At 35.7% G+C, this 19247-nt stretch carries 16 protein-coding genes and 1 pseudogene; all 17 read left to right on the top strand.

Going from position 1 to position 19247, the window contains the following annotated elements:
• Positions 1-125 precede the first annotated feature (125 nt).
• The 17 genes and pseudogenes from MKY69_RS07510 (at position 126) to ftsZ (ending at position 19244) form a co-directional block, all read left to right on the top strand.
• The gene (locus tag MKY69_RS07510) at positions 126-1454 is read left to right on the top strand and encodes a bifunctional metallophosphatase/5'-nucleotidase (protein ID WP_003107326.1); all 1329 of its coding nucleotides are present in this window, start codon (positions 126-128) and stop codon (positions 1452-1454) included.
• Positions 1455-1470: 16 nt separating this feature from the next.
• A pseudogene (locus MKY69_RS07505) lies at positions 1471-1872 on the top strand (YutD family protein); the annotation flags it as partial.
• A gap of 390 nt (positions 1873-2262) precedes the next feature.
• On the top strand, positions 2263-3348 hold the full coding sequence (gene rlmN, locus MKY69_RS07500) for a 23S rRNA (adenine(2503)-C(2))-methyltransferase RlmN (protein WP_003108164.1): 1086 nt from the start codon (positions 2263-2265) through the stop codon (positions 3346-3348).
• Positions 3349-3350: 2 nt separating this feature from the next.
• A complete protein-coding gene (locus MKY69_RS07495; protein ID WP_340791293.1) occupies positions 3351-3851 on the top strand; it encodes a VanZ family protein in 501 nt (166 codons plus the stop codon).
• An 85-nt stretch (positions 3852-3936) separates the two neighbouring features.
• Positions 3937-5685 (top strand): ABC transporter ATP-binding protein, encoded by a 1749-nt coding sequence (locus tag MKY69_RS07490; protein WP_003103266.1) that lies wholly within the window; start codon positions 3937-3939, stop codon positions 5683-5685.
• The gene (locus MKY69_RS07485; protein ID WP_003104916.1) at positions 5672-7426 is read left to right on the top strand and encodes an ABC transporter ATP-binding protein; all 1755 of its coding nucleotides are present in this window, start codon (positions 5672-5674) and stop codon (positions 7424-7426) included. Before MKY69_RS07490 ends, MKY69_RS07485 begins: the two co-directional genes overlap by 14 nt.
• A gap of 552 nt (positions 7427-7978) precedes the next feature.
• Positions 7979-8509, top strand: coding sequence for a Dps family protein (locus MKY69_RS07480; RefSeq protein WP_003108166.1), 531 nt, complete (start codon positions 7979-7981; stop codon positions 8507-8509).
• A gap of 139 nt (positions 8510-8648) precedes the next feature.
• Positions 8649-8882, top strand: a complete 234-nt coding sequence (locus MKY69_RS07475; RefSeq protein WP_037619442.1) for a YqgQ family protein — start codon at positions 8649-8651, stop codon at positions 8880-8882.
• The gene (locus MKY69_RS07470) at positions 8857-9828 is read left to right on the top strand and encodes an ROK family glucokinase (protein ID WP_003108168.1); all 972 of its coding nucleotides are present in this window, start codon (positions 8857-8859) and stop codon (positions 9826-9828) included. Before MKY69_RS07475 ends, MKY69_RS07470 begins: the two co-directional genes overlap by 26 nt.
• 9 nt (positions 9829-9837) lie before the next feature.
• Positions 9838-10227 carry a rhodanese-like domain-containing protein gene (locus MKY69_RS07465; RefSeq protein WP_003107319.1) on the top strand — a complete coding sequence of 130 codons (390 nt, stop codon included), beginning with the start codon at positions 9838-9840 and terminating at the stop codon, positions 10225-10227.
• Positions 10228-10407: 180 nt separating this feature from the next.
• On the top strand, positions 10408-12249 hold the full coding sequence (typA, locus tag MKY69_RS07460) for a translational GTPase TypA (protein WP_003105330.1): 1842 nt from the start codon (positions 10408-10410) through the stop codon (positions 12247-12249).
• A 90-nt stretch (positions 12250-12339) separates the two neighbouring features.
• Positions 12340-12579: a DUF3165 family protein gene (locus MKY69_RS07455; protein WP_003102438.1), complete on the top strand. Its 240-nt coding sequence runs from the start codon at positions 12340-12342 to the stop codon at positions 12577-12579.
• A 154-nt stretch (positions 12580-12733) separates the two neighbouring features.
• Positions 12734-14092, top strand: coding sequence for a UDP-N-acetylmuramoyl-L-alanine--D-glutamate ligase (gene murD, locus MKY69_RS07450; RefSeq protein WP_003108170.1), 1359 nt, complete (start codon positions 12734-12736; stop codon positions 14090-14092).
• Entirely contained in the window at positions 14092-15165 is a 1074-nt protein-coding gene (locus MKY69_RS07445) for a UDP-N-acetylglucosamine--N-acetylmuramyl-(pentapeptide) pyrophosphoryl-undecaprenol N-acetylglucosamine transferase (protein WP_003108171.1), read from the top strand. Before murD ends, MKY69_RS07445 begins: the two co-directional genes overlap by 1 nt.
• A 3-nt stretch (positions 15166-15168) precedes the next feature.
• The gene (locus MKY69_RS07440) at positions 15169-16317 is read left to right on the top strand and encodes a cell division protein FtsQ/DivIB (protein ID WP_071519879.1); all 1149 of its coding nucleotides are present in this window, start codon (positions 15169-15171) and stop codon (positions 16315-16317) included.
• Between the two features lie 187 nt (positions 16318-16504).
• Positions 16505-17872 carry a cell division protein FtsA gene (gene ftsA, locus MKY69_RS07435; RefSeq protein ID WP_003107316.1) on the top strand — a complete coding sequence of 456 codons (1368 nt, stop codon included), beginning with the start codon at positions 16505-16507 and terminating at the stop codon, positions 17870-17872.
• A 28-nt stretch (positions 17873-17900) separates the two neighbouring features.
• On the top strand, positions 17901-19244 hold the full coding sequence (ftsZ, locus tag MKY69_RS07430; RefSeq protein ID WP_003107315.1) for a cell division protein FtsZ: 1344 nt from the start codon (positions 17901-17903) through the stop codon (positions 19242-19244).
• Positions 19245-19247: the final 3 nt, after the last annotated feature.

Below are 19247 nucleotides of genomic sequence, written 5' to 3'. Positions count from 1 at the left end.
AAAATCTGACGAAGACGAAATATTGTCTTCGTTTTTTATTGCTTATTTATCATTTTTGTTATCAGATTTAATAGCACTATCATGTTATAATAAAAAGAAAACTGACTAGTCTTAAAAGGGGAATAATGGTGGAACAGTTAAGAATTTTGCATTTAAACGATTTGCATTCACACTTTGAAGCTTATCCAAAATTGGAAAGGTTTTTTAAGTCTGCTTCCGAAACTTCCACCGAAGTCATTAAATTGGATATTGGGGACAATATTGATTCCAGTCATCCTCTAACTGATGCGACCCATGGTAAGGCAAATGTGCAACTCATGAATCGTTTAGGCATTCAATATGCGACAATTGGAAATAACGAAGGAGTTGGCTTATCAAAAGCTGATTTAAACCAAGTTTATGACCAAGCAGAATTCACAGTTATTCTCAATAATTTACAAGATGAAAATGGGCGACCTGATTGGGCAACACCTTACCAAATCCACACCACTAAGGAAGGCACCCGCATCGCCTTTTTGGCCTACACTTTCCCTTATTATAAAACCTATACTCCAAACGGCTGGCAAGTTCAAGATCCCATAGCTTGTTTGAAACGGGACTTGGCTATTGAAGAAGTTGCTAGCGCAGATATGCGGATAATTATCAGCCATCTTGGCATCCGCCTAGATGAGAAAATCACTGAAGAATGTGATAATGTTGACTTGATTATTGGTGCTCATACCCATCATGTCTTCGAAGACGGCGCCTGTCTAAATGGGACCTACTTAGCTGCCGCTGGCAAATACGGTCAGTATGTTGGTGAGATTAATTTACGTTTGGATAAGCATCGTTTGCAAGAGATTGAAATTGTTGCGCATGAGACCAGTCACTATCAAAGTCACCCAGAGGATGCTGACTTCATCCAAGAATTAAATGATCAAGGCAGAGCAATTCTCCAACATCAAGAATTGAAGGAGTTTGAACAAGGTCTAACTATAGAGCAATCCTTGGAGCTATTGATGGATGCTATGCTGGACTATGCCCAAGCGGACATTTGTATCATCAATTCAGGATTAATGGTTCAGCCCTTTGCTCAACAGCTAACGGAAGGTAGTTTGCATTCTAGTTTACCTCACCAAATGCGTTTGGCTGTGATGGAGGTTAGTCAAAGGGACTTATTAACTATTTGTCAAGATATTTTTACGCAAGGCGAATTATTAAAAGAACAGGAAATTAGAGGCATGGGCTTCCGTGGGAAGAAATTCGGTCAAATTGTCTGCTCTGGATTTACTTACAAATCTGGAAAAATAGTGTATAATGATAAAGTTATGGGTAAATTGGATAAGGTCAAATTAGTGGTCGTCGATCAATACTATTTTGCAGCTTATTTCCAGTCGATTAAAAAACAGTCGGTTCAATTGTTATTCCCAGATTTATTACGTCAAGTCATAGCTAACTATATAAAACAAAATTAATTGAGAAAGGAGACCAATGAAAAAAGAAATTTTACCAGAGATGTACAACTATAATAAATTCCCTGGTCCTGAGTTCATTCATTTTGACAACCATGTTAAAAGTGATGCTATTGAATTTATCATCTTAGAAAATGTCAAAGATGCTTTTAATACAACTAATTTTGGTCAACGCTTTACAGAAATCTTATTAAAATACGATTATATTGTTGGTGATTGGGGCAATGAACAACTTCGATTAAGGGGTTTTTACAAGGACGAAAACGACATTAGAAAATCAAGTCGTATCTCACGTTTAGATGACTATATCAAAGAATTTTGTAATTTTGGTTGTGCTTATTTTGTCTTAGAAAATCCAGCACCTCAGGAAATAAAATTTGAAGAAGAGAGAGCTCCGCGTCGTAAACGTTCTAATCGATCAAACAAGTCTCGCACAAATTCAAACGATACAAAAGGTACCGATTCACGAACAAATGACTCAAGAAAACCAAATGCAGTTAAAGCTGAGTCGAAAAAATCTGATAGTCGCAAATCAGATTCTAGAAAACCTAATTCTAGACGGTCAAATTCTAGAAAAACTGAGCCTAAAGTTGATGAAACCAGAAAATCAGAATCACCAAAACAAAAGCCAGCAAATAAAGCAAATAATCCAAAAAACGAAAACAGAGCAAAAGATAAACAAGTGTTTTCTCGGAAAAAACGACAAGAGAAAAATCCAGGTCGTAATCGTTTATCTGAACGTTCAAACATACCAAAAGAATCAAATGATAAAACAGGTCATTTTATAATCAGAAAGAAGGATAATTAATCCATGAAACCATCAATTTACAGCTTAACACGTGATGAACTGATTTCTTGGGCAATTGAAAATGGCCAAAAGAAATTTAGAGCAACACAAATTTGGGACTGGCTATATAAAAAACGTGTAGACAGCTTCGAAGAAATGACAAATATTTCAAAGGACTTCATTGCTCTTTTGAATGACAACTTCTGTGTCAATCCTTTGAAACAACGTATTGTTCAAGAATCGGCAGATGGTACTGTCAAATATTTATTTGAGCTGCCAGACGGTATGCTGATTGAAACAGTATTGATGCGTCAGCACTATGGTCATTCGGTTTGTGTGACAACACAAGTTGGCTGTAATATTGGGTGTACATTTTGCGCCAGCGGTTTAATCAAAAAACAACGCGACTTAAATAGTGGAGAAATTACTGCCCAAATTATGTTAGTCCAAAAATACTTTGACGAGCGTGGTAAGGACGAACGTGTTAGTCACGTCGTTGTTATGGGAATTGGTGAACCATTTGATAACTATACAAATGTTATGAAATTCCTTCGTACAATCAATGATGATAATGGTTTAGCTATTGGTGCACGTCATATTACTGTGTCAACTTCTGGTTTAGCACATAAAATCAGAGAATTCGCTAATGAAGGTGTTCAAGTAAACTTAGCTGTCTCTTTACATGCACCAAACAATGACCTACGTTCACAAATAATGCGAATCAATCGTTCATTCCCACTTGAAAAGTTATTTGCTGCGATTGAATACTACATTGAAACAACAAATCGACGTGTAACTTTTGAGTACATTATGTTAAATGAAGTTAATGATGGTGTTGAACAAGCAAAAGAGTTAGCTGATTTAACAAAAAATATTCGTAAACTTTGCTATGTGAATCTCATTCCTTACAATCCAGTATCTGAACATGATCAATATAGTAGAAGTCCTAAAGAACGCGTTTCAGCATTTTATGATGTCCTTAAGAAAACTGGGGTTAACTGTGTTGTTCGTCAAGAACATGGTACTGATATTGATGCAGCTTGTGGGCAATTGCGTTCAAATACAATGAAGAAAGACAGACAAGAAGCTGTCGCGGATGCAGCTAAATAACAATGGCTCTACCCAAAAATCTCAAAAATCTGCTTCATCATCGAACGATTATCTGGCTAGCACTGACTGCTTATGCAATTGCAATTGCTGTCATGTGTTTTACACCCCAACCAAAATTATTTGATAGTATTCATACTCCTAATATCATTATGTGGGGGAGATTACGCCTCTTATTGATCCCGTTTAATACAATTGTCAGCATGACCAAAGCTGTGAGTCTCTTTGAATTATTCTGGTTCACTCTTCAAAATGTAATGAATATGCTTTTGCTCTTTCCTTTAGTCTTTTTACTTCATTTCCTGACAGATAAATGGCATGGGTATCGCAAAAGTTTTGTCCTAGGACTATTTATCAGTTTAACTATTGAAGTGACTCAATTACTACTTGATTTAGCCATCGATGCCAATCGGGTTTTTAAAATCGATGACATTTGGACAAATGCATTAGGTGCATTGATTGCCTATTTTGTCTATCGATATGTTAAAATGAAATTTGTTAGATAAAAAAGTTCTCTCTAACTAGGGAGGACTTTTTAAGCAAAATTCTATGATTAAACTATTTGAAAATTTTACTTACGAAAGGTGACCTATGTCAATTATAAAAAATTTATGGTGGTTCTTTAAACAAGAGAAGAAACCATACTTGATAGGAATCTTGACCCTGAGCTTAGTTGCTTTACTCAATCTGATTCCACCAAAAATTATGGGCCATGTCATTGACGGCATAACTAGTGGCAATTTATCAAAAAATCAATTATTATGGCAAATACTCTGGCTAGTTTTAGCAGCAGTAGCTATGTATATTTTAAGATATATTTGGCGGATTTGTATCTTCGGAACTTCTTACCGTTTAGGTCGAATCATGCGATTTAGACTATTTGATCACTTCACACAGATGTCGCCATCTTTCTACCAACATTACCGTACAGGTGACCTGATGGCCCATGCAACAAATGACATTAATTCCCTAACCCGTTTAGCAGGTGGAGGTGTTATGTCGGCTGTTGATGCTTCGATTACAGCTATCGTCACCTTAGTTACCATGTTTTTCTCAATTTCATGGCAGATGACCTTGATTGCTGTTCTTCCTTTGCCGTTAATGGCATACGCTACCAGTCGACTTGGTCGGAAGACCCACAAAGCTTTTGGTGAATCACAGGCAGCCTTCTCAGATCTTAACAACAAGGTCCAAGAAAGTGTATCAGGCATTAAAGTGACAAAATCATTTGGTTACCAAACTGAAGAATTGCACTCATTCCAAGAGATAAACCAAGCAACCTTCCGCAAAAATATTAAAACAATGACTTATGATGTTATGTTTGACCCATTGGTTTTATTATTTATTGGTGGATCATATGTCTTAACACTCCTAGTTGGTGCATACATGATCAAAGCTGGACAAGTAACCATTGGTAGCCTAGTAACTTTTATTTCTTACCTGGATATGTTAGTCTGGCCTTTAATGGCAGTTGGTTTCTTATTTAATATGATTCAACGTGGTTCAGTTTCCTATGATCGTATTGACAAATTACTTGCAGAAGAATCTGATGTCCAAGAAAGTACAAATCCGATTGAGTCTATCTCAAATGGTTCCTTGGTTTACGATATCAATGATTTCCAATATGAAGACGAACCAACTTTAGATGACATTCACTTCACTTTGGAAAAAGGGCAAACACTAGGATTAGTTGGTCAGACTGGATCTGGTAAAACAAGCTTAATTAAACTCTTGCTCAGAGAATATGATGTCACAAATGGTTCAATTTCACTCAATGGTCATAATATTAAAGACTACCGTTTGAAAGATTTAAGAGGATTAATTGGTTATGTCCCTCAAGACCAGTTTCTCTTTGCAACATCAATTTTAGAAAATGTTAGTTTTGGAGACCCAAGTATTCCAAGAGACGAGATTGAAGAAGCAACTCGTTTATCTCAGGTTTATGATGATATAACAGATATGCCAAATGGCTTTGATACCTTAATTGGTGAAAAAGGTGTGTCACTTTCTGGTGGTCAAAAACAAAGGATTGCAATGAGTCGTGCCATGGTTCTTAATCCTCCAATCCTGATATTAGATGATTCCTTGTCAGCTGTCGATGCTAAGACAGAACATGCTATCATTGAAAACTTAAAAGAAACAAGACAAGATAAAACAACTATTATTACAGCTCACCGCTTAAGTGCAGTTGTTCATGCCGATATCATCTTAGTCATGAAAAATGGTCATATTATTGAACGTGGAAAACATGATGATTTAATCAAAGCAGATGGTTGGTATGCAAAAACATACGTATCACAACAAATGGAAATGGAGGCAGAAGAAAATGTACAAGAGTAATCAATGGCAAATTTTCAAACGCCTCTTAAGCTATTTGAAACCATACAAATTACTAACAGCCTTAGCTTTGGGCTTACTTTTACTAACAACAGTCATTAAGAGTTTAATCCCCTTAGTTGCTTCATACTTCATTGACCATTTTTTAATACATATCAATGATAAAGCCTTTTTCATCCTAATTGGATACTATGCCCTATATGTATTACAAAGTTTGATTCAGTATTTCGGTAATTTATACTTTGCTAAAGTATCCTATTCAATAGTCAGAGATATTCGTCACGATGCCTTTGCCAATATGGAAAAACTAGGAATGTCTTATTTTGATAAAACTCCCTCAGGCTCAATCGTCTCTCGTATCACAAATGATACAGAAGCTATCAGTGACATGTTTTCGGGAATTCTTTCAAGTTTCATTTCCGCAATTTTCATTTTTACAGTAACCCTCTACACGATGCTAATGTTGGATGCTAAGTTAACTGGAATTGTCTTAATATTTCTCCCTTTCATTTTCATCCTTGTTAATATCTATCGTAAAAAATCAGTTCAAGTAATTGCTAAAACCAGAAGTTTGCTAAGTGATATCAACTCCAAACTTGCTGAAAGTATTGAAGGGATTCGAATCATTCAGGCGTTTGGCCAAGAAGAACGTCTTAAAGCCGAATTTGAAGCAATCAATGAAGAACATGTATTTTATGCTAATAAATCAGTTGCCTTAGATAGTATCTTTTTAAGACCAGCTATGTCCCTGCTCAAGTTGCTTGCTTATGCAGTCTTAATGGCCTACTTTGGTTTCAATGGCTTAGAAGGTGGCTTAACAGCAGGTTTAATGTATGCCTTTATTCAATATATTAACCGCCTCTTTGATCCACTGATTGAAGTAACCCAAAACTTTTCGACCCTGCAGACTTCTATGGTATCGGCAGGCCGTGTATTCAAATTAATTGATGAAAAAGGTTATGAACCAAGTCAAGAAGATAATGGCTTTGAAGTCACCGACGGAAATATCGAATTTAGAAATGTCTCCTTTTCATACGATGGCAAAAATAAGATTCTCGATGACATCTCTTTCAAAGTTAACAAAGGTGAAACAATTGCTTTTGTTGGATCAACTGGGTCTGGTAAATCATCAATTATCAATGTCTTTATGCGCTTTTATGAGTTCCAAACGGGACAGGTATTGTTAGATGGCAAAGATATTCGACAATTCAGTCAAAAATCATTGCGTCAAGCAATTGGACTAGTCTTACAAGATCCATTTTTATATCATGGAACAATTGCTTCCAATATTAAAATGTATCAAGATTTAAGTGATGAAGAAGTTATGTCTGCAGCAGAATTTGTTGATGCAGATCAGTTCATTCAAAAATTACCTGATGGATATGATGCTAAGGTTACCGAACGTGGATCTAGTTTCTCAACTGGTCAACGTCAACTATTAGCATTTGCTAGAACGGTTGCAAGTCAACCTAAAATTTTGATATTAGATGAAGCTACAGCAAATATTGATTCTGCGACAGAACAAATTGTCCAACACTCATTAGAAAAAATGCGTAAAGGTAGAACAACGATTGCAATTGCCCATCGCTTATCAACAATTCAAGATGCTAATTGTATCTATGTTCTAGAAAAAGGCAAAATAATTGAAAGCGGAAGCCATGAAGACTTACTAGCTAAAAAAGGGTCTTACCACAAGATGTATCAATTACAAGCTGGCATGATGGAAACAAGTCCAGTTTTTTAATAAATAGTTCACAAGGCTGAGGGAAACCTCGGTCTTTTTAATTGTTCATGATAATAAATAGACCTATAGTTAAAAAAGGTAAAAAAGGCAATCGTTTGGTTTGACAGGAAAAGCTCATAAAAAGACCAAGAAGGCTTGCAATCTGAACAATCCAAAGGATATCTTCTAGAGTATAAACCAATGATAAAGTAGCTAGATATAAAAAATCACCAGCGCCAATACTAAGATTTATAATATTACAAAGCAAAGCTATCATTATTAGGAAAACAAATAAGCTATTGATTCGATAAAAGGGTAATAAAAGACTTGTTCCCAAGAACCAAAGAAAAAAAGGATAGCTAAAACTTTTTAAGTCAAAATAGCTGAGTAGTAGTGAAAACAATAGTAAATAAGCATAAGTAAAGAAGATGTCCATATCTATCTATTCGAAAAAGTATAGTAGAAATTTGAAATGTCTATCAAATAGCGTTACAATTTATGTATAGTCTAGGTAGAATCTTAAATTTATTATGATTCTATTGCTTTTATATTTAGAAAAAGGAGAATTTTATTATGGCAAAAAACGAAATAAAAAAATTACAAGAATCCATCGGAAAATCAGTAGCTAAATCTGATAAATCTAAATACAAAAAGACAAAAGCAGTATTAAATCAAGCAGTAGCAGATTTATCAAAGGCGGCCTCAATTATTCACCAAACTCATTGGTACATGCGTGGACCTGGTTTCTTCAATTTACATCCTAAAATGGACGAATTGATGGATAGTTTAAATGCCGATTTAGATGTAATGAGTGAGCGATTAATTACAATTGGAGGGTCACCATATTCAACTCTTAAAGAATTTGATCAAGCGTCTAACTTAGAAGAAACGAGAGGGGCTTTTGATCTAAAAATGAAAGATCATTTAAAACGATTAACTGAGGTATATAGCTACTTAGATCAACTTTACCAAGTTGGTTTAGATATCACTTCAGAAGAAGGAGATGATCCAACAAACGATATCTTTACTTCTGCAAAAGCGGAAACGGAAAAAATGATATGGATGCTAAATGCAGAATTAGGTACAAAACCAGAAGTAGAATAACTAGTCATTACTAAATTGTAAAATCTTTCTGATCATTAAAAGGTTTGATAAAATCAAACCTTTTTCTTTTTCTGAAAACCAGAAAGCGATTGCACAAATATCTTGAAATTCTCTGATATTTGTGCTAAAATCATTATGTATGAAAACATTATATGACGTGCAACAATTGTTGAAGAATTTTGGCATTTATATTTATCTTGGCAAGAGATTATATGATATAGAAATGATGAAGATTGAATTAGGAAAACTCTATGAAAATGGGTTGATTGAAAAAGAAGATTACATTAAGTCTGAGCTAGTCTTAAGACATGAACACAGAATAGAATTGGAAAAAGAAGGTAGAAATAATGGCTCAAAAATTATTGGGGATTGATTTAGGTGGCACAACTGTAAAATTTGGTATTCTTACTTTAGATGGACAAGTTCAAGAAAAATGGGCAATTGAAACGAATATTTTAGAAGATGGTAAACATATTGTTCCTGATATCGTAGCTTCTATAAAACACCGTTTAGACTTATATGGTTTAACAAAAGATGATTTTCTTGGAATTGGGATGGGCTCTCCAGGTGCCGTTGACCGTGAAAAAAATACTGTAACTGGCGCTTTCAACTTAAACTGGAAAGATACCCAAGAAGTGGGCTCAGTCATTGAAGCAGAAGTTGGCATTCCAGTCGCTATTGACAATGATGCTAATGTTGCAGCATTAGGAGAACGTTGGGTAGGTGCTGGTGAAAACAATCCAGATGTTATCTTTATGACCCTTGGAACTGGAGTTGGTGGTGGAATCATTGCTGACGGAAACCTAATTCATGGTGTTGCCGGTGCCGGTGGGGAAATTGGTCACATGATTGTTGAAACTGAAAATGGTTTTGCTTGTACTTGTGGAAGCCATGGCTGTCTAGAAACAGTAGCCTCAGCAACAGGTGTTGTTAAAGTGGCTAGACTGCTTGCCGAAAGCTATGAAGGCGATTCACAAATTAAAAAAGCAATTGATAATGGCGAAGCTGTTACAAGTAAAGATATCTTTGAAGCGGCTCAAAATGGGGATACATTCGCTGACTCAGTTGTTGAAAAAGTTTCTTTCTACCTAGGATTAGCTTCAGCAAATATGTCGAACATATTAAATCCAGACTCAGTTGTAATTGGCGGTGGTGTATCAGCTGCTGGTGAATTCTTACGTTCGCGGATTGAAAAATACTTCATGACCTTCACATTCCCACAAGTACGTCAATCAACAAAAATCAAAATTGCTGAACTTGGAAATGATGCCGGTATTATCGGAGCAGCAAGTCTAGCAAGAACATCTGAAACTGTATAGGAGGACCTCATGTCAACATTTACAATAATATTATGGATTATCATCGTAGCGATTGCCGTCTATTTTGCCTATAATTACTTTACTTTTAAGAGAATGGCAAAGCAAATTGGAAACGATGAATTTAAAGAAATGATGCATTATAGCCAAGTTATCGATTTACGTGATCCAGTGTCCTTTAGAAAAAAACATATCATCGGGGCACGCAATTTTCCAGGGCAACAATTTGATGGTGCAACAAAAGCTTTACGTAAAGATAAACCAATTCTGATTTATGAAACTTCTCGTTCCACACTTGTTCCAAGTGCTGTAAGAAAGCTAAGAAAAGCAGGTTTTAATAATCTGTATGTCCTCCGTGACGGTATCGATTATTGGGATGGCAAAGTAAAAGAAAGCAAGTAAAAGTTTGATTTCACATCAAACTTGTTTCTATTTTGGGGCTTTTGGTGTTTTTTCATGTAAGAATCAATTATATTGTTGAAAGCATTTACTTAAGAATCATCATATAAAGATGCGTGACTTTTTCAATTCAAAGTGCTATACTTGGTAAGTTAAAAAATAATTAAGCTACAAGAGGAAAAAATGACACAATTCAGAGAAGATATCCGTAACGTCGCTATCATTGCCCACGTTGACCACGGAAAAACTACATTAGTTGATGAACTATTAAAACAATCACACACTCTTGATGAACGTAAAGAACTTCAAGAACGTGCAATGGACTCAAACGACATCGAAAAAGAACGCGGTATTACAATCCTTGCTAAAAATACAGCTGTTGCTTACAAAGATACACGTATCAACATCATGGATACACCAGGACACGCGGACTTCGGTGGAGAAGTTGAACGTATCATGAAAATGGTTGATGGGGTTGTCCTAGTTGTCGACTCTTATGAAGGAACGATGCCTCAAACACGTTTTGTGTTGAAAAAAGCATTGGAACAAGACTTAATTCCGATTGTTGTTATTAATAAAATTGATAAACCATCTGCTCGTCCAGCAGAAGTTGTTGATGAAGTATTAGAACTTTTCATCGAACTTGGTGCTGACGACGAACAATTAGAATTCCCAGTTGTATATGCTTCTGCGATTAATGGTACATCATCATTGTCAGATGATCCTACAGATCAAGAACATACAATGGCTCCAGTATTTGATACAATTATTGAGCATATTCCTGCTCCTGTTGATAATTCTGAAGAACCATTACAATTCCAAGTATCATTACTTGACTATAACGACTTTGTTGGTCGTATTGGTATCGGACGTGTATTCCGTGGAACAATCAAAGTTGGAGATAATGTTACGCTTTCTAAATTAGATGGCACTAATAAAAACTTCCGTGTTACTAAACTTTTTGGTTTCTTTGGTCTTGATAGAAAAGAAATTCAAGAAGCTAAAGCTGGTGATTTAATTGCCGTTTCTGGTATGGAAGATATCTTCGTTGGTGAAACAATTACGCCAACAAATGCTATTGAACCATTACCAATCTTACGTATCGATGAACCAACTTTACAAATGACGTTCTTAGTAAATAATTCACCATTTGCAGGTCGCGAAGGTAAATGGATTACTTCTCGTAAAATTGAAGAACGTTTGTTAGCTGAACTTCAAACAGACGTTTCACTTCGTATTGACCCAACTGACTCTCCTGATAAATGGACAGTTTCAGGTCGTGGTGAACTCCACTTGTCAATCTTAATTGAAACAATGCGTCGTGAAGGTTATGAATTGCAAGTATCACGTCCAGAAGTTATCATTAAAAACGTTGATGGTGTTCAATGTGAACCATTTGAACGTGTTCAAATTGACACACCTGAAGAATACCAAGGTGCAATCATCCAATCACTTTCAGAACGAAAAGGTGATATGTTAGATATGCAAATGGTTGGTAACGGACAAACACGTTTAATTTTCTTGATTCCAGCTCGTGGACTTATTGGATACTCTACAGAATTCTTATCAATGACACGTGGTTATGGTATCATGAACCATACCTTTGATCAATACTTACCAGTAGTTGGTGGGGAAATTGGTGGACGCCACCGTGGTGCTCTTGTGTCTATCGACCAAGGTAAAGCAACTACTTATTCAATTATGCGTATTGAAGAACGTGGTACTATCTTTGTAAATCCAGGTACTGAAGTTTATGAAGGTATGATTGTTGGTGAAAACGCTCGAGATAATGACCTTGGTGTAAACATCACAACTGCAAAACAAATGACTAACGTTCGTTCTGCAAATAAAGACCAAACTTCTGTTATTAAAACACCACGTATTCTTACTCTTGAAGAATCTTTAGAATTCTTAGCTGATGATGAGTACATGGAAGTTACACCAGAATCAATTCGTCTACGTAAACAAATCTTGAACAAAGCTGCTCGTGATAAAGCAGGCAAAAAGAAAAAATCAGCTGAATAATATTAGTATCATGCTGTCGATGAAAAGCTTTTAAAGCAGAAATGTTTTAATGCTTTTTGCGTCTAAAAAGATAAAGGTTAGGGAGATATCTTGTTTTATTTAATCATTGCAATATTAATCATTTCTTATTATCTTTTTATGGCACCTGATAGTATCCGTAATACCATTTCAATGATTGGTATGGTTGCACTTGTTGCACTTTTGCTAGTTCTTGCTGGTATGAGCATTATTAAAATTATGCAAACACCTCCAGAAATTTTTGTAGCGTTAGCAATGATGGTTTTAGCTTATTTTTCATTGAAAGATGTTATAAAAATGCCTAAAAAGTAATCTAAAAGGTCAGACCCACAGGGTTTGGCTTTTTTTTCCAGACCGATTTGAGACTGGAATAATTTGACGCGTCAGCGATTCTTTAAAAATCTTGAAAAAGCCATTAAATAAATGTAAAATAGTAAGGAAATGAAAAGATAGAGTGGATTAAAAAATGAAACAAATTACTGATTTTCAAAATAAAAAAGTTCTAATTTTAGGATTAGCACGCTCAGGTCAAGCTGCTGCAAAACTTTTGTCTAAGCTTGGGGCCATTGTTACAGTGAATGATGGAAAAGCCTTTGAGGAAAATCCTTCAGCACAAGTATTGCTTGAAGAAGGGATTAAAGTCATTTGTGGCAGTCATCCCTTAGAATTATTAGACGAAGATTTTGCTTTAATAGTGAAGAATCCAGGGATTCCTTATTCAAATGAGATGGTCAAAAAAGCCCTTGATAAAGGCATTCAAGTATTAACCGAAGTCGAACTTGCATATCTTATTTCAGAAGCTCCTATTTTTGCTATTACTGGTTCAAATGGTAAAACAACTACAACAACGATGATTGCAGATGTGCTCAATCATGCTGGGCAATCGGCCCTCCTTTCTGGCAATATCGGTTTTCCTGCCTCTGAAGTTGCAGTCGATGCTAAAGAAAATGATCGACTCATTATGGAATTGTCTTCATTCCAATTAATGGGTGTTGACCAGTTCCGCCCACATATTGCGGTTATCACGAATTTAATGCCAACTCACATTGATTACCACGGCAGTTTTGAAGAATATGTCAATGCTAAGTGGAACATTCAAAATAATATGTCAGACAAAGATTTTCTCATTTTAAATGGTGATCAAGAAATTTCATATGACTTAGCTAACAAAACTAAAGCGACTATTCTCTATTTTTCTAGCCAAAAAGAAGTTGATGGTGCATATTGTCTTGATGGAAAACTATACTTCGAAGGCGAATATATAATGGATGCTGATCAAATTGGCGTTCCAGGACTTCATAATGTTGAAAATGCTTTGGCGACAATCGCTGTCGCAAAATTAGCTAATGTCGATAATGACAGTATCAAGAAAACACTAGCTAGTTTTGGTGGTGTGAAGCATCGTCTTCAATATGTTGGTCAAGTTAATCAGATTAAGTTCTATAATGACAGCAAGTCGACAAATATTTTAGCCTGCCAAAAAGCATTGTCAAGTTTTGATAATAGCAATTTAATCCTTATTGCCGGTGGGTTAGACAGAGGAAATGAATTTGATGACTTAGTCCCAGATATCATTGGTTTAAAGAAACTGATTTTGCTTGGTCAGTCTGCTGATAAAATGAAAAAGGCCGCTGAAAAAGCGGGTGTCAGCTATCTTGATGCAAAAGATGTGGCTGAGGCGACAGCTATTGCCTTCAAAGAAGCGAAACAGGGAGATGTTGTTCTATTAAGTCCTGCCAATGCCAGTTGGGATATGTATAAGAGTTTTGAAACCCGTGGGGATGAATTTATTCAGGCCTTTGAGCAAATTAAAGGAGATGCCTAATGGCAAAACGTATTCTTTTCACTGGTGGTGGAACTGTTGGACATGTTACCTTGAATCTTATTTTAATCCCCAAGTTTATCGATGATGGTTGGGAAGTTCACTATATTGGTGATAAAAACGGGATTGAATATCAGGAAATCAAAAAGTCTAATTTAGATGTTGCTTTTCATGGTATTATGACAGGTAAATTGAGACGTTATTTTTCATGGCAAAATTTTTTAGATGTCTTTAAAGTAGGTATTGGATTACTTCAGTCCTTAGCCATCATTGCTAAAATACGCCCTAAAGCTCTCTTTTCTAAAGGTGGCTTTGTTTCTGTACCGCCTGTGGTGGCATCTAAAGTACTAGGTGTTCCTGTTTATGTCCACGAGTCAGATCTTTCAATGGGCTTAGCAAATAAAATCGCTTTGAAATTTGCGACAATTATGTATACAACTTTTGCTCAAGAACATCCACTTGCAAAGATGAAGCACGTTGGTGCAGTTACTAAAGTAAAACCAAAAATTGAAGAAAATTTTCCTGAAATGAGAGAAATCAAAAGTCATTTTGATCAATCCCTTAAAACGCTGCTTTTTGTAGGTGGATCAGCTGGTGCAAAGGTTTTTAATGACTTTATCAGCAAGCATCCGGAATTGATGGATAAGTTCAACGTCATAAATATTACTGGACATTCAGAATTAAATTATTTAGGTAAAAATTGCTACCGCGTTGAGTATGTTACGGATCTTTATCAACCACTGATGGATATGGCTGATGTTGTCGTTACTCGCGGAGGCTCCAATACACTTTTTGAATTATTGGCTATGCAAAAATTGCATGTAATTGTTCCCCTAGGAAAAGAAGCTTCACGCGGTGATCAATTAGAAAATGCTGCATATTTTGAAAAACATCATTTTGCTCGTCAAATAGCAGAAGATCAGTTGACATTCGAAACTTTAGAGTCTGAAATCAATCAATTGGTGAAAGAATCAGATTCATATGTTCAATCCATGGCAATGGCCAAAGAAATTAAATCTCCAGACCGTTTTTATGAATTATTAATCACTGATATGGGCTGGCAGACTAAAGGATGATAAATGGCAAAAAATAAAAAAAAGACTCCAAATGAGCCCGTTGTTTTAACAGAGTGGCAAAAACGAAATCTGGAATTTATCGAAAAAAAGAAAAAAGAAGCTAAAGAAGATGAAGCTTTAAGAGAAAAATTACGGATTGAGAAAAAAGAGCAAATTCAACAAGTTGAAAAAAAGTTGGAGTCCTCTAATGAGACTGAGGTGACGGAAACTGAGGAAGTTGTTGAAAGTCCTGAAAAAAATCAAAAGAAACAAAAACTTCATAAAGAAAAAAAATCAAAAACGAAACGTCAGATTGCGTTAATTAAAGCGTTACCTGTCTTATTAATAAGTATTCTAATTTTATTTATTTCAGTCTTTTTAATGACGCCTTTTAGTAAAATAAAGGATTTCAAAGCTGATGGGAATAGCCATACCAGTCTTAATAGTCTGATAAAACAAAGTGATATCCGTGACTCAGATTATATCTTCACAGTTATTAAATCCGCATCTAAATTTGAATCTAATATTACTAAAACAAATCCTTGGGTAAAAGATGTTTCAATTAAGTATAGCTTCTTTAACCACTTTACTTTCAAGGTTAAGGAATACAAAATTATTGCATATGCTCAAGAAAAAACAGGTTTTCAACCAATTTTAGAAAATGGTGTGCGTGTTAAGGTCGTTAAAGAAAGTGAATTACCAAAAGAATATTTAATTATCAATTTAACTAATGAAAATGATATTCAAAATTTAGTAAAAACATTAACAAAATTACCTGAAAAAATAGTTACTAATATTAAGTCTGTTTCACCAGCTAATTCCAAATCTACTTCGGATTTGATAGTGATTGAAATGCATGATGGCAATACTGTTCGTGTACCTCAATCACAGCTTGAAACAAAAATGCCTTATTACTTGAAAATCAAGAAAAAGTTAAAGGAAAAATCGATTATTGACATGGAAGTTGGCATCTATTCAACTACAGCAGAAATAGAAGCACAGCCTGTTAAAAAAGTTGATGCTAATGCTGATGCAAACAAGAAGGAGAAAACTCAGTCGACAGATACTTCAAATTCTTCCAGTCAAACAGCAAGTTCGTCTCAAGACACTACGACTGAAACATCGAGTGAAGCAGAGGCACCTGCGCCAGCGGAGACACAAATTCCACAATAAAAAAATTCCTAAAAATTTCAGCGATTATTAGTTAAAATATAAATGAGGTAAAAGATTAAGTTTATATAACAAAAAGCGTAAAATGATAACATTTCGCGCTTTTTTATGTTATAATATTGACTGAATAATTCTGTTTTTAACAGATTTTAGAATAGTAAAAGTTTGGAAAGATAGTGAGGTCAAGTGAATGGCTAGGAATGGCTTTTTTACTGGTTTGGATATAGGAACTAGCTCAATAAAAGTTCTTGTCGCAGAATTTATTTCTGGCGAAATGAACGTGATTGGTGTTAGTAATATCCCTAGTACAGGCGTAAAAGATGGAATAATTATTGATATTGAAGCAGCAGCTGCTGCAATTAAAACAGCTGTTGAGCAAGCGGAAGAAAAAGCTGGGATGACAATTGATAAGATTAATGTTGGGTTACCAGCTAATCTTCTTCAAATTGAACCATCACAAGGCATGATTCCGGTCCCAAGTGAATCAAAAGAAATTAAAGATGAAGACGTTGATAGCGTCGTTAAATCAGCACTTACAAAAAGTATCACACCAGAACGTGAAGTGATTTCTTTAGTTCCTGAAGAGTTTATCGTTGATGGATTCCAAGGAATTCGTGATCCTCGTGGAATGATGGGGATTCGTTTAGAGATGCGTGGTCTAATTTATACAGGACCAAGTACCATTCTACACAATCTTCGTAAGACGGTTGAACGTGCTGGTATCTCTGTTGAGAACATTATCATCACACCTTTAGCAATGGCAAGGACTGTTCTTAACGAAGGTGAACGAGAATTTGGTGCTACTGTAATTGATATGGGTGGCGGTCAAACAACTGTTGCGACAATGCGTGCTCAAGAATTACAATATACAAATATCTATACTGAAGGTGGCGATTATATCACCAAAGATATTTCAAAAGTTCTTAAGACATCAATGTCAATTGCAGAAGCTTTAAAATTTAATTTTGGTCAAGCAAATATCAACGAAGCAAGTGAAACTGAAACTGTAAAAGTTGATGTAGTTGGTAGTGAGGAACCAGTAGAAGTAACAGAACGTTATCTCTCTGAAATTGTTTCTGCTCGTGTTCGTCATATTTTAGATCGTGTAAAACAAGATTTAGAACGTGGACGTTTACTTGATTTACCTGGTGGTATCGTTTTAGTAGGCGGTGGCGCAATTATGCCAGGTGTAGTTGATGTAGCTCAAGAAATCCTAGGAACTAATGTTAAATTACATGTACCGAATCAAGTAGGTATCAGAAATCCAATGTTTGCAAATGTTATTAGCCTTGTAGAATTCGTAGGCAAAATGTCTGAAGTTGATGTTTTGGCACAAAATGCGGTTTCAGGTGAAGAAATGTTAAGACGCAAACCAATTGATTTTGCTGGACGTGATAATTATGTTCCTAATTTCAATGAATCAAGACCATCAACACAAACTTCAAATTATAACCAACAGCCAGTTGCTCCAGTAGATTATAATTCTCAAGAACCAACTCAACCTAAACAAAAATTAGGTGATCGCGTTCGTGGTATTTTTGGAAGTATGTTTGATTAATAGATAGTAATAAAAGTGAGGAAATAAAATGGCATTTTCATTCGATACAGCATCTATGCAAGGTGCAGTAATTAAAGTAATCGGTGTTGGTGGAGGCGGTGGTAACGCAATCAATCGTATGATTGATGAAGGCGTTGCTGGTGTAGAATTCATCGCAGCTAATACTGATATTCAAGCTTTGAGTTCATCAAAAGCTGAAACAGTTATTCAACTTGGCCCTAAATTAACTCGAGGTTTAGGTGCTGGAGGTCAACCTGAAGTTGGTCGCAAAGCAGCTGAAGAAAGTGAAGAAGCATTATCAGAAGCGTTATCTGGTTCAGATATGGTTTTCATCACTGCCGGTATGGGTGGCGGATCTGGTACAGGTGCTGCACCAGTGATTGCTCGTATTGCTAAAGGTTTAGGTGCTCTAACTGTTGCAGTAGTTACTCGTCCATTCGGTTTCGAAGGAAACAAACGTGGTAATTTTGCAATTGAAGGTATTCAAGAATTACGTGATCAAGTAGATACCTTATTAATTATTTCAAATAATAATTTACTTGAAATTGTTGATAAAAAGACTCCGCTACTTGAAGCACTTAGTGAAGCTGATAACGTTTTACGTCAAGGTGTACAAGGTATCACTGACTTAATCACAAGCCCAGGTTTAATTAATCTTGACTTTGCTGATGTTAAAACAGTTATGGCCAACAAAGGTAATGCATTAATGGGAATTGGTGTTGGTTCTGGTGAAGAACGAATTATCGAAGCAGCTCGTAAAGCAATCTACTCACCATTACTTGAAACTACAATCGATGGTGCAGAAGACGTTATTGTCAACGTTACTGGTGGATTAGATATGACACTTACAGAAGCAGAAGAAGCATCAGAAATTGTTGGTCAAGCGGCTGGAAACGGTGTTAACATTTGGCTAGGTACATCAATTGATGATAGTATGAAAGATGAAATCCGTGTAACAGTTGTTGCAACGGGTGTTCGTCAAGATAAAGCTGAAAAGGTTTCAGGTTTCCGTCAACCACGTACTTTTAACCATGATTCATCAAATACAAATTCTAATGTGGTAGCACAGCAAGCTGGAGCACAATATGCTTCAGAACAAACTCATCAACCAAGTCAACCAAACTTTGAACGTCCTTCAAATTATGATTTTGATATGGCTGAATCTCGTGAGATGCCTAGAACATATACAAAAGAAAAACAAGCACCACAAAATCAGGGTTCAGCATTTGGGAACTGGGATTTAAGACGCGATAATATTGCTAAACCTAGTGAAAGTGAACTTGATAATCAATTAAATATGTCAAGATTCTCTCCAAATGATGAGTCGGGTGATGATGAGTTAGAAACACCACCATTCTTTAAAAATCGTTAATTT

This window comes from Streptococcus sp. FSL R7-0212 (genome assembly GCF_038007985.1).
GTDB lineage: Bacteria > Bacillota > Bacilli > Lactobacillales > Streptococcaceae > Streptococcus > Streptococcus parauberis.
This window is presented reverse-complemented; position numbering and strand designations above follow the sequence as displayed.

Coding starts and splice junctions, on each gene's coding strand:
- MKY69_RS07510 (WP_003107326.1), top strand. CDS start 126: ATGGTGGAACAGTTAAGAATTTTGCATTTAAACGATTTGCATTCACAC.
- MKY69_RS07470 (WP_003108168.1), top strand. CDS start 8,857: ATGGCTCAAAAATTATTGGGGATTGATTTAGGTGGCACAACTGTAAAA.
- typA (WP_003105330.1), top strand. CDS start 10,408: ATGACACAATTCAGAGAAGATATCCGTAACGTCGCTATCATTGCCCAC.
- MKY69_RS07485 (WP_003104916.1), top strand. CDS start 5,672: ATGTACAAGAGTAATCAATGGCAAATTTTCAAACGCCTCTTAAGCTAT.
- rlmN (WP_003108164.1), top strand. CDS start 2,263: ATGAAACCATCAATTTACAGCTTAACACGTGATGAACTGATTTCTTGG.
- ftsA (WP_003107316.1), top strand. CDS start 16,505: ATGGCTAGGAATGGCTTTTTTACTGGTTTGGATATAGGAACTAGCTCA.
- MKY69_RS07465 (WP_003107319.1), top strand. CDS start 9,838: ATGTCAACATTTACAATAATATTATGGATTATCATCGTAGCGATTGCC.
- MKY69_RS07475 (WP_037619442.1), top strand. CDS start 8,649: ATGAAAACATTATATGACGTGCAACAATTGTTGAAGAATTTTGGCATT.
- murD (WP_003108170.1), top strand. CDS start 12,734: ATGAAACAAATTACTGATTTTCAAAATAAAAAAGTTCTAATTTTAGGA.
- ftsZ (WP_003107315.1), top strand. CDS start 17,901: ATGGCATTTTCATTCGATACAGCATCTATGCAAGGTGCAGTAATTAAA.
- MKY69_RS07490 (WP_003103266.1), top strand. CDS start 3,937: ATGTCAATTATAAAAAATTTATGGTGGTTCTTTAAACAAGAGAAGAAA.
- MKY69_RS07495 (WP_340791293.1), top strand. CDS start 3,351: ATGGCTCTACCCAAAAATCTCAAAAATCTGCTTCATCATCGAACGATT.
- MKY69_RS07440 (WP_071519879.1), top strand. CDS start 15,169: ATGGCAAAAAATAAAAAAAAGACTCCAAATGAGCCCGTTGTTTTAACA.
- MKY69_RS07480 (WP_003108166.1), top strand. CDS start 7,979: ATGGCAAAAAACGAAATAAAAAAATTACAAGAATCCATCGGAAAATCA.
- MKY69_RS07445 (WP_003108171.1), top strand. CDS start 14,092: ATGGCAAAACGTATTCTTTTCACTGGTGGTGGAACTGTTGGACATGTT.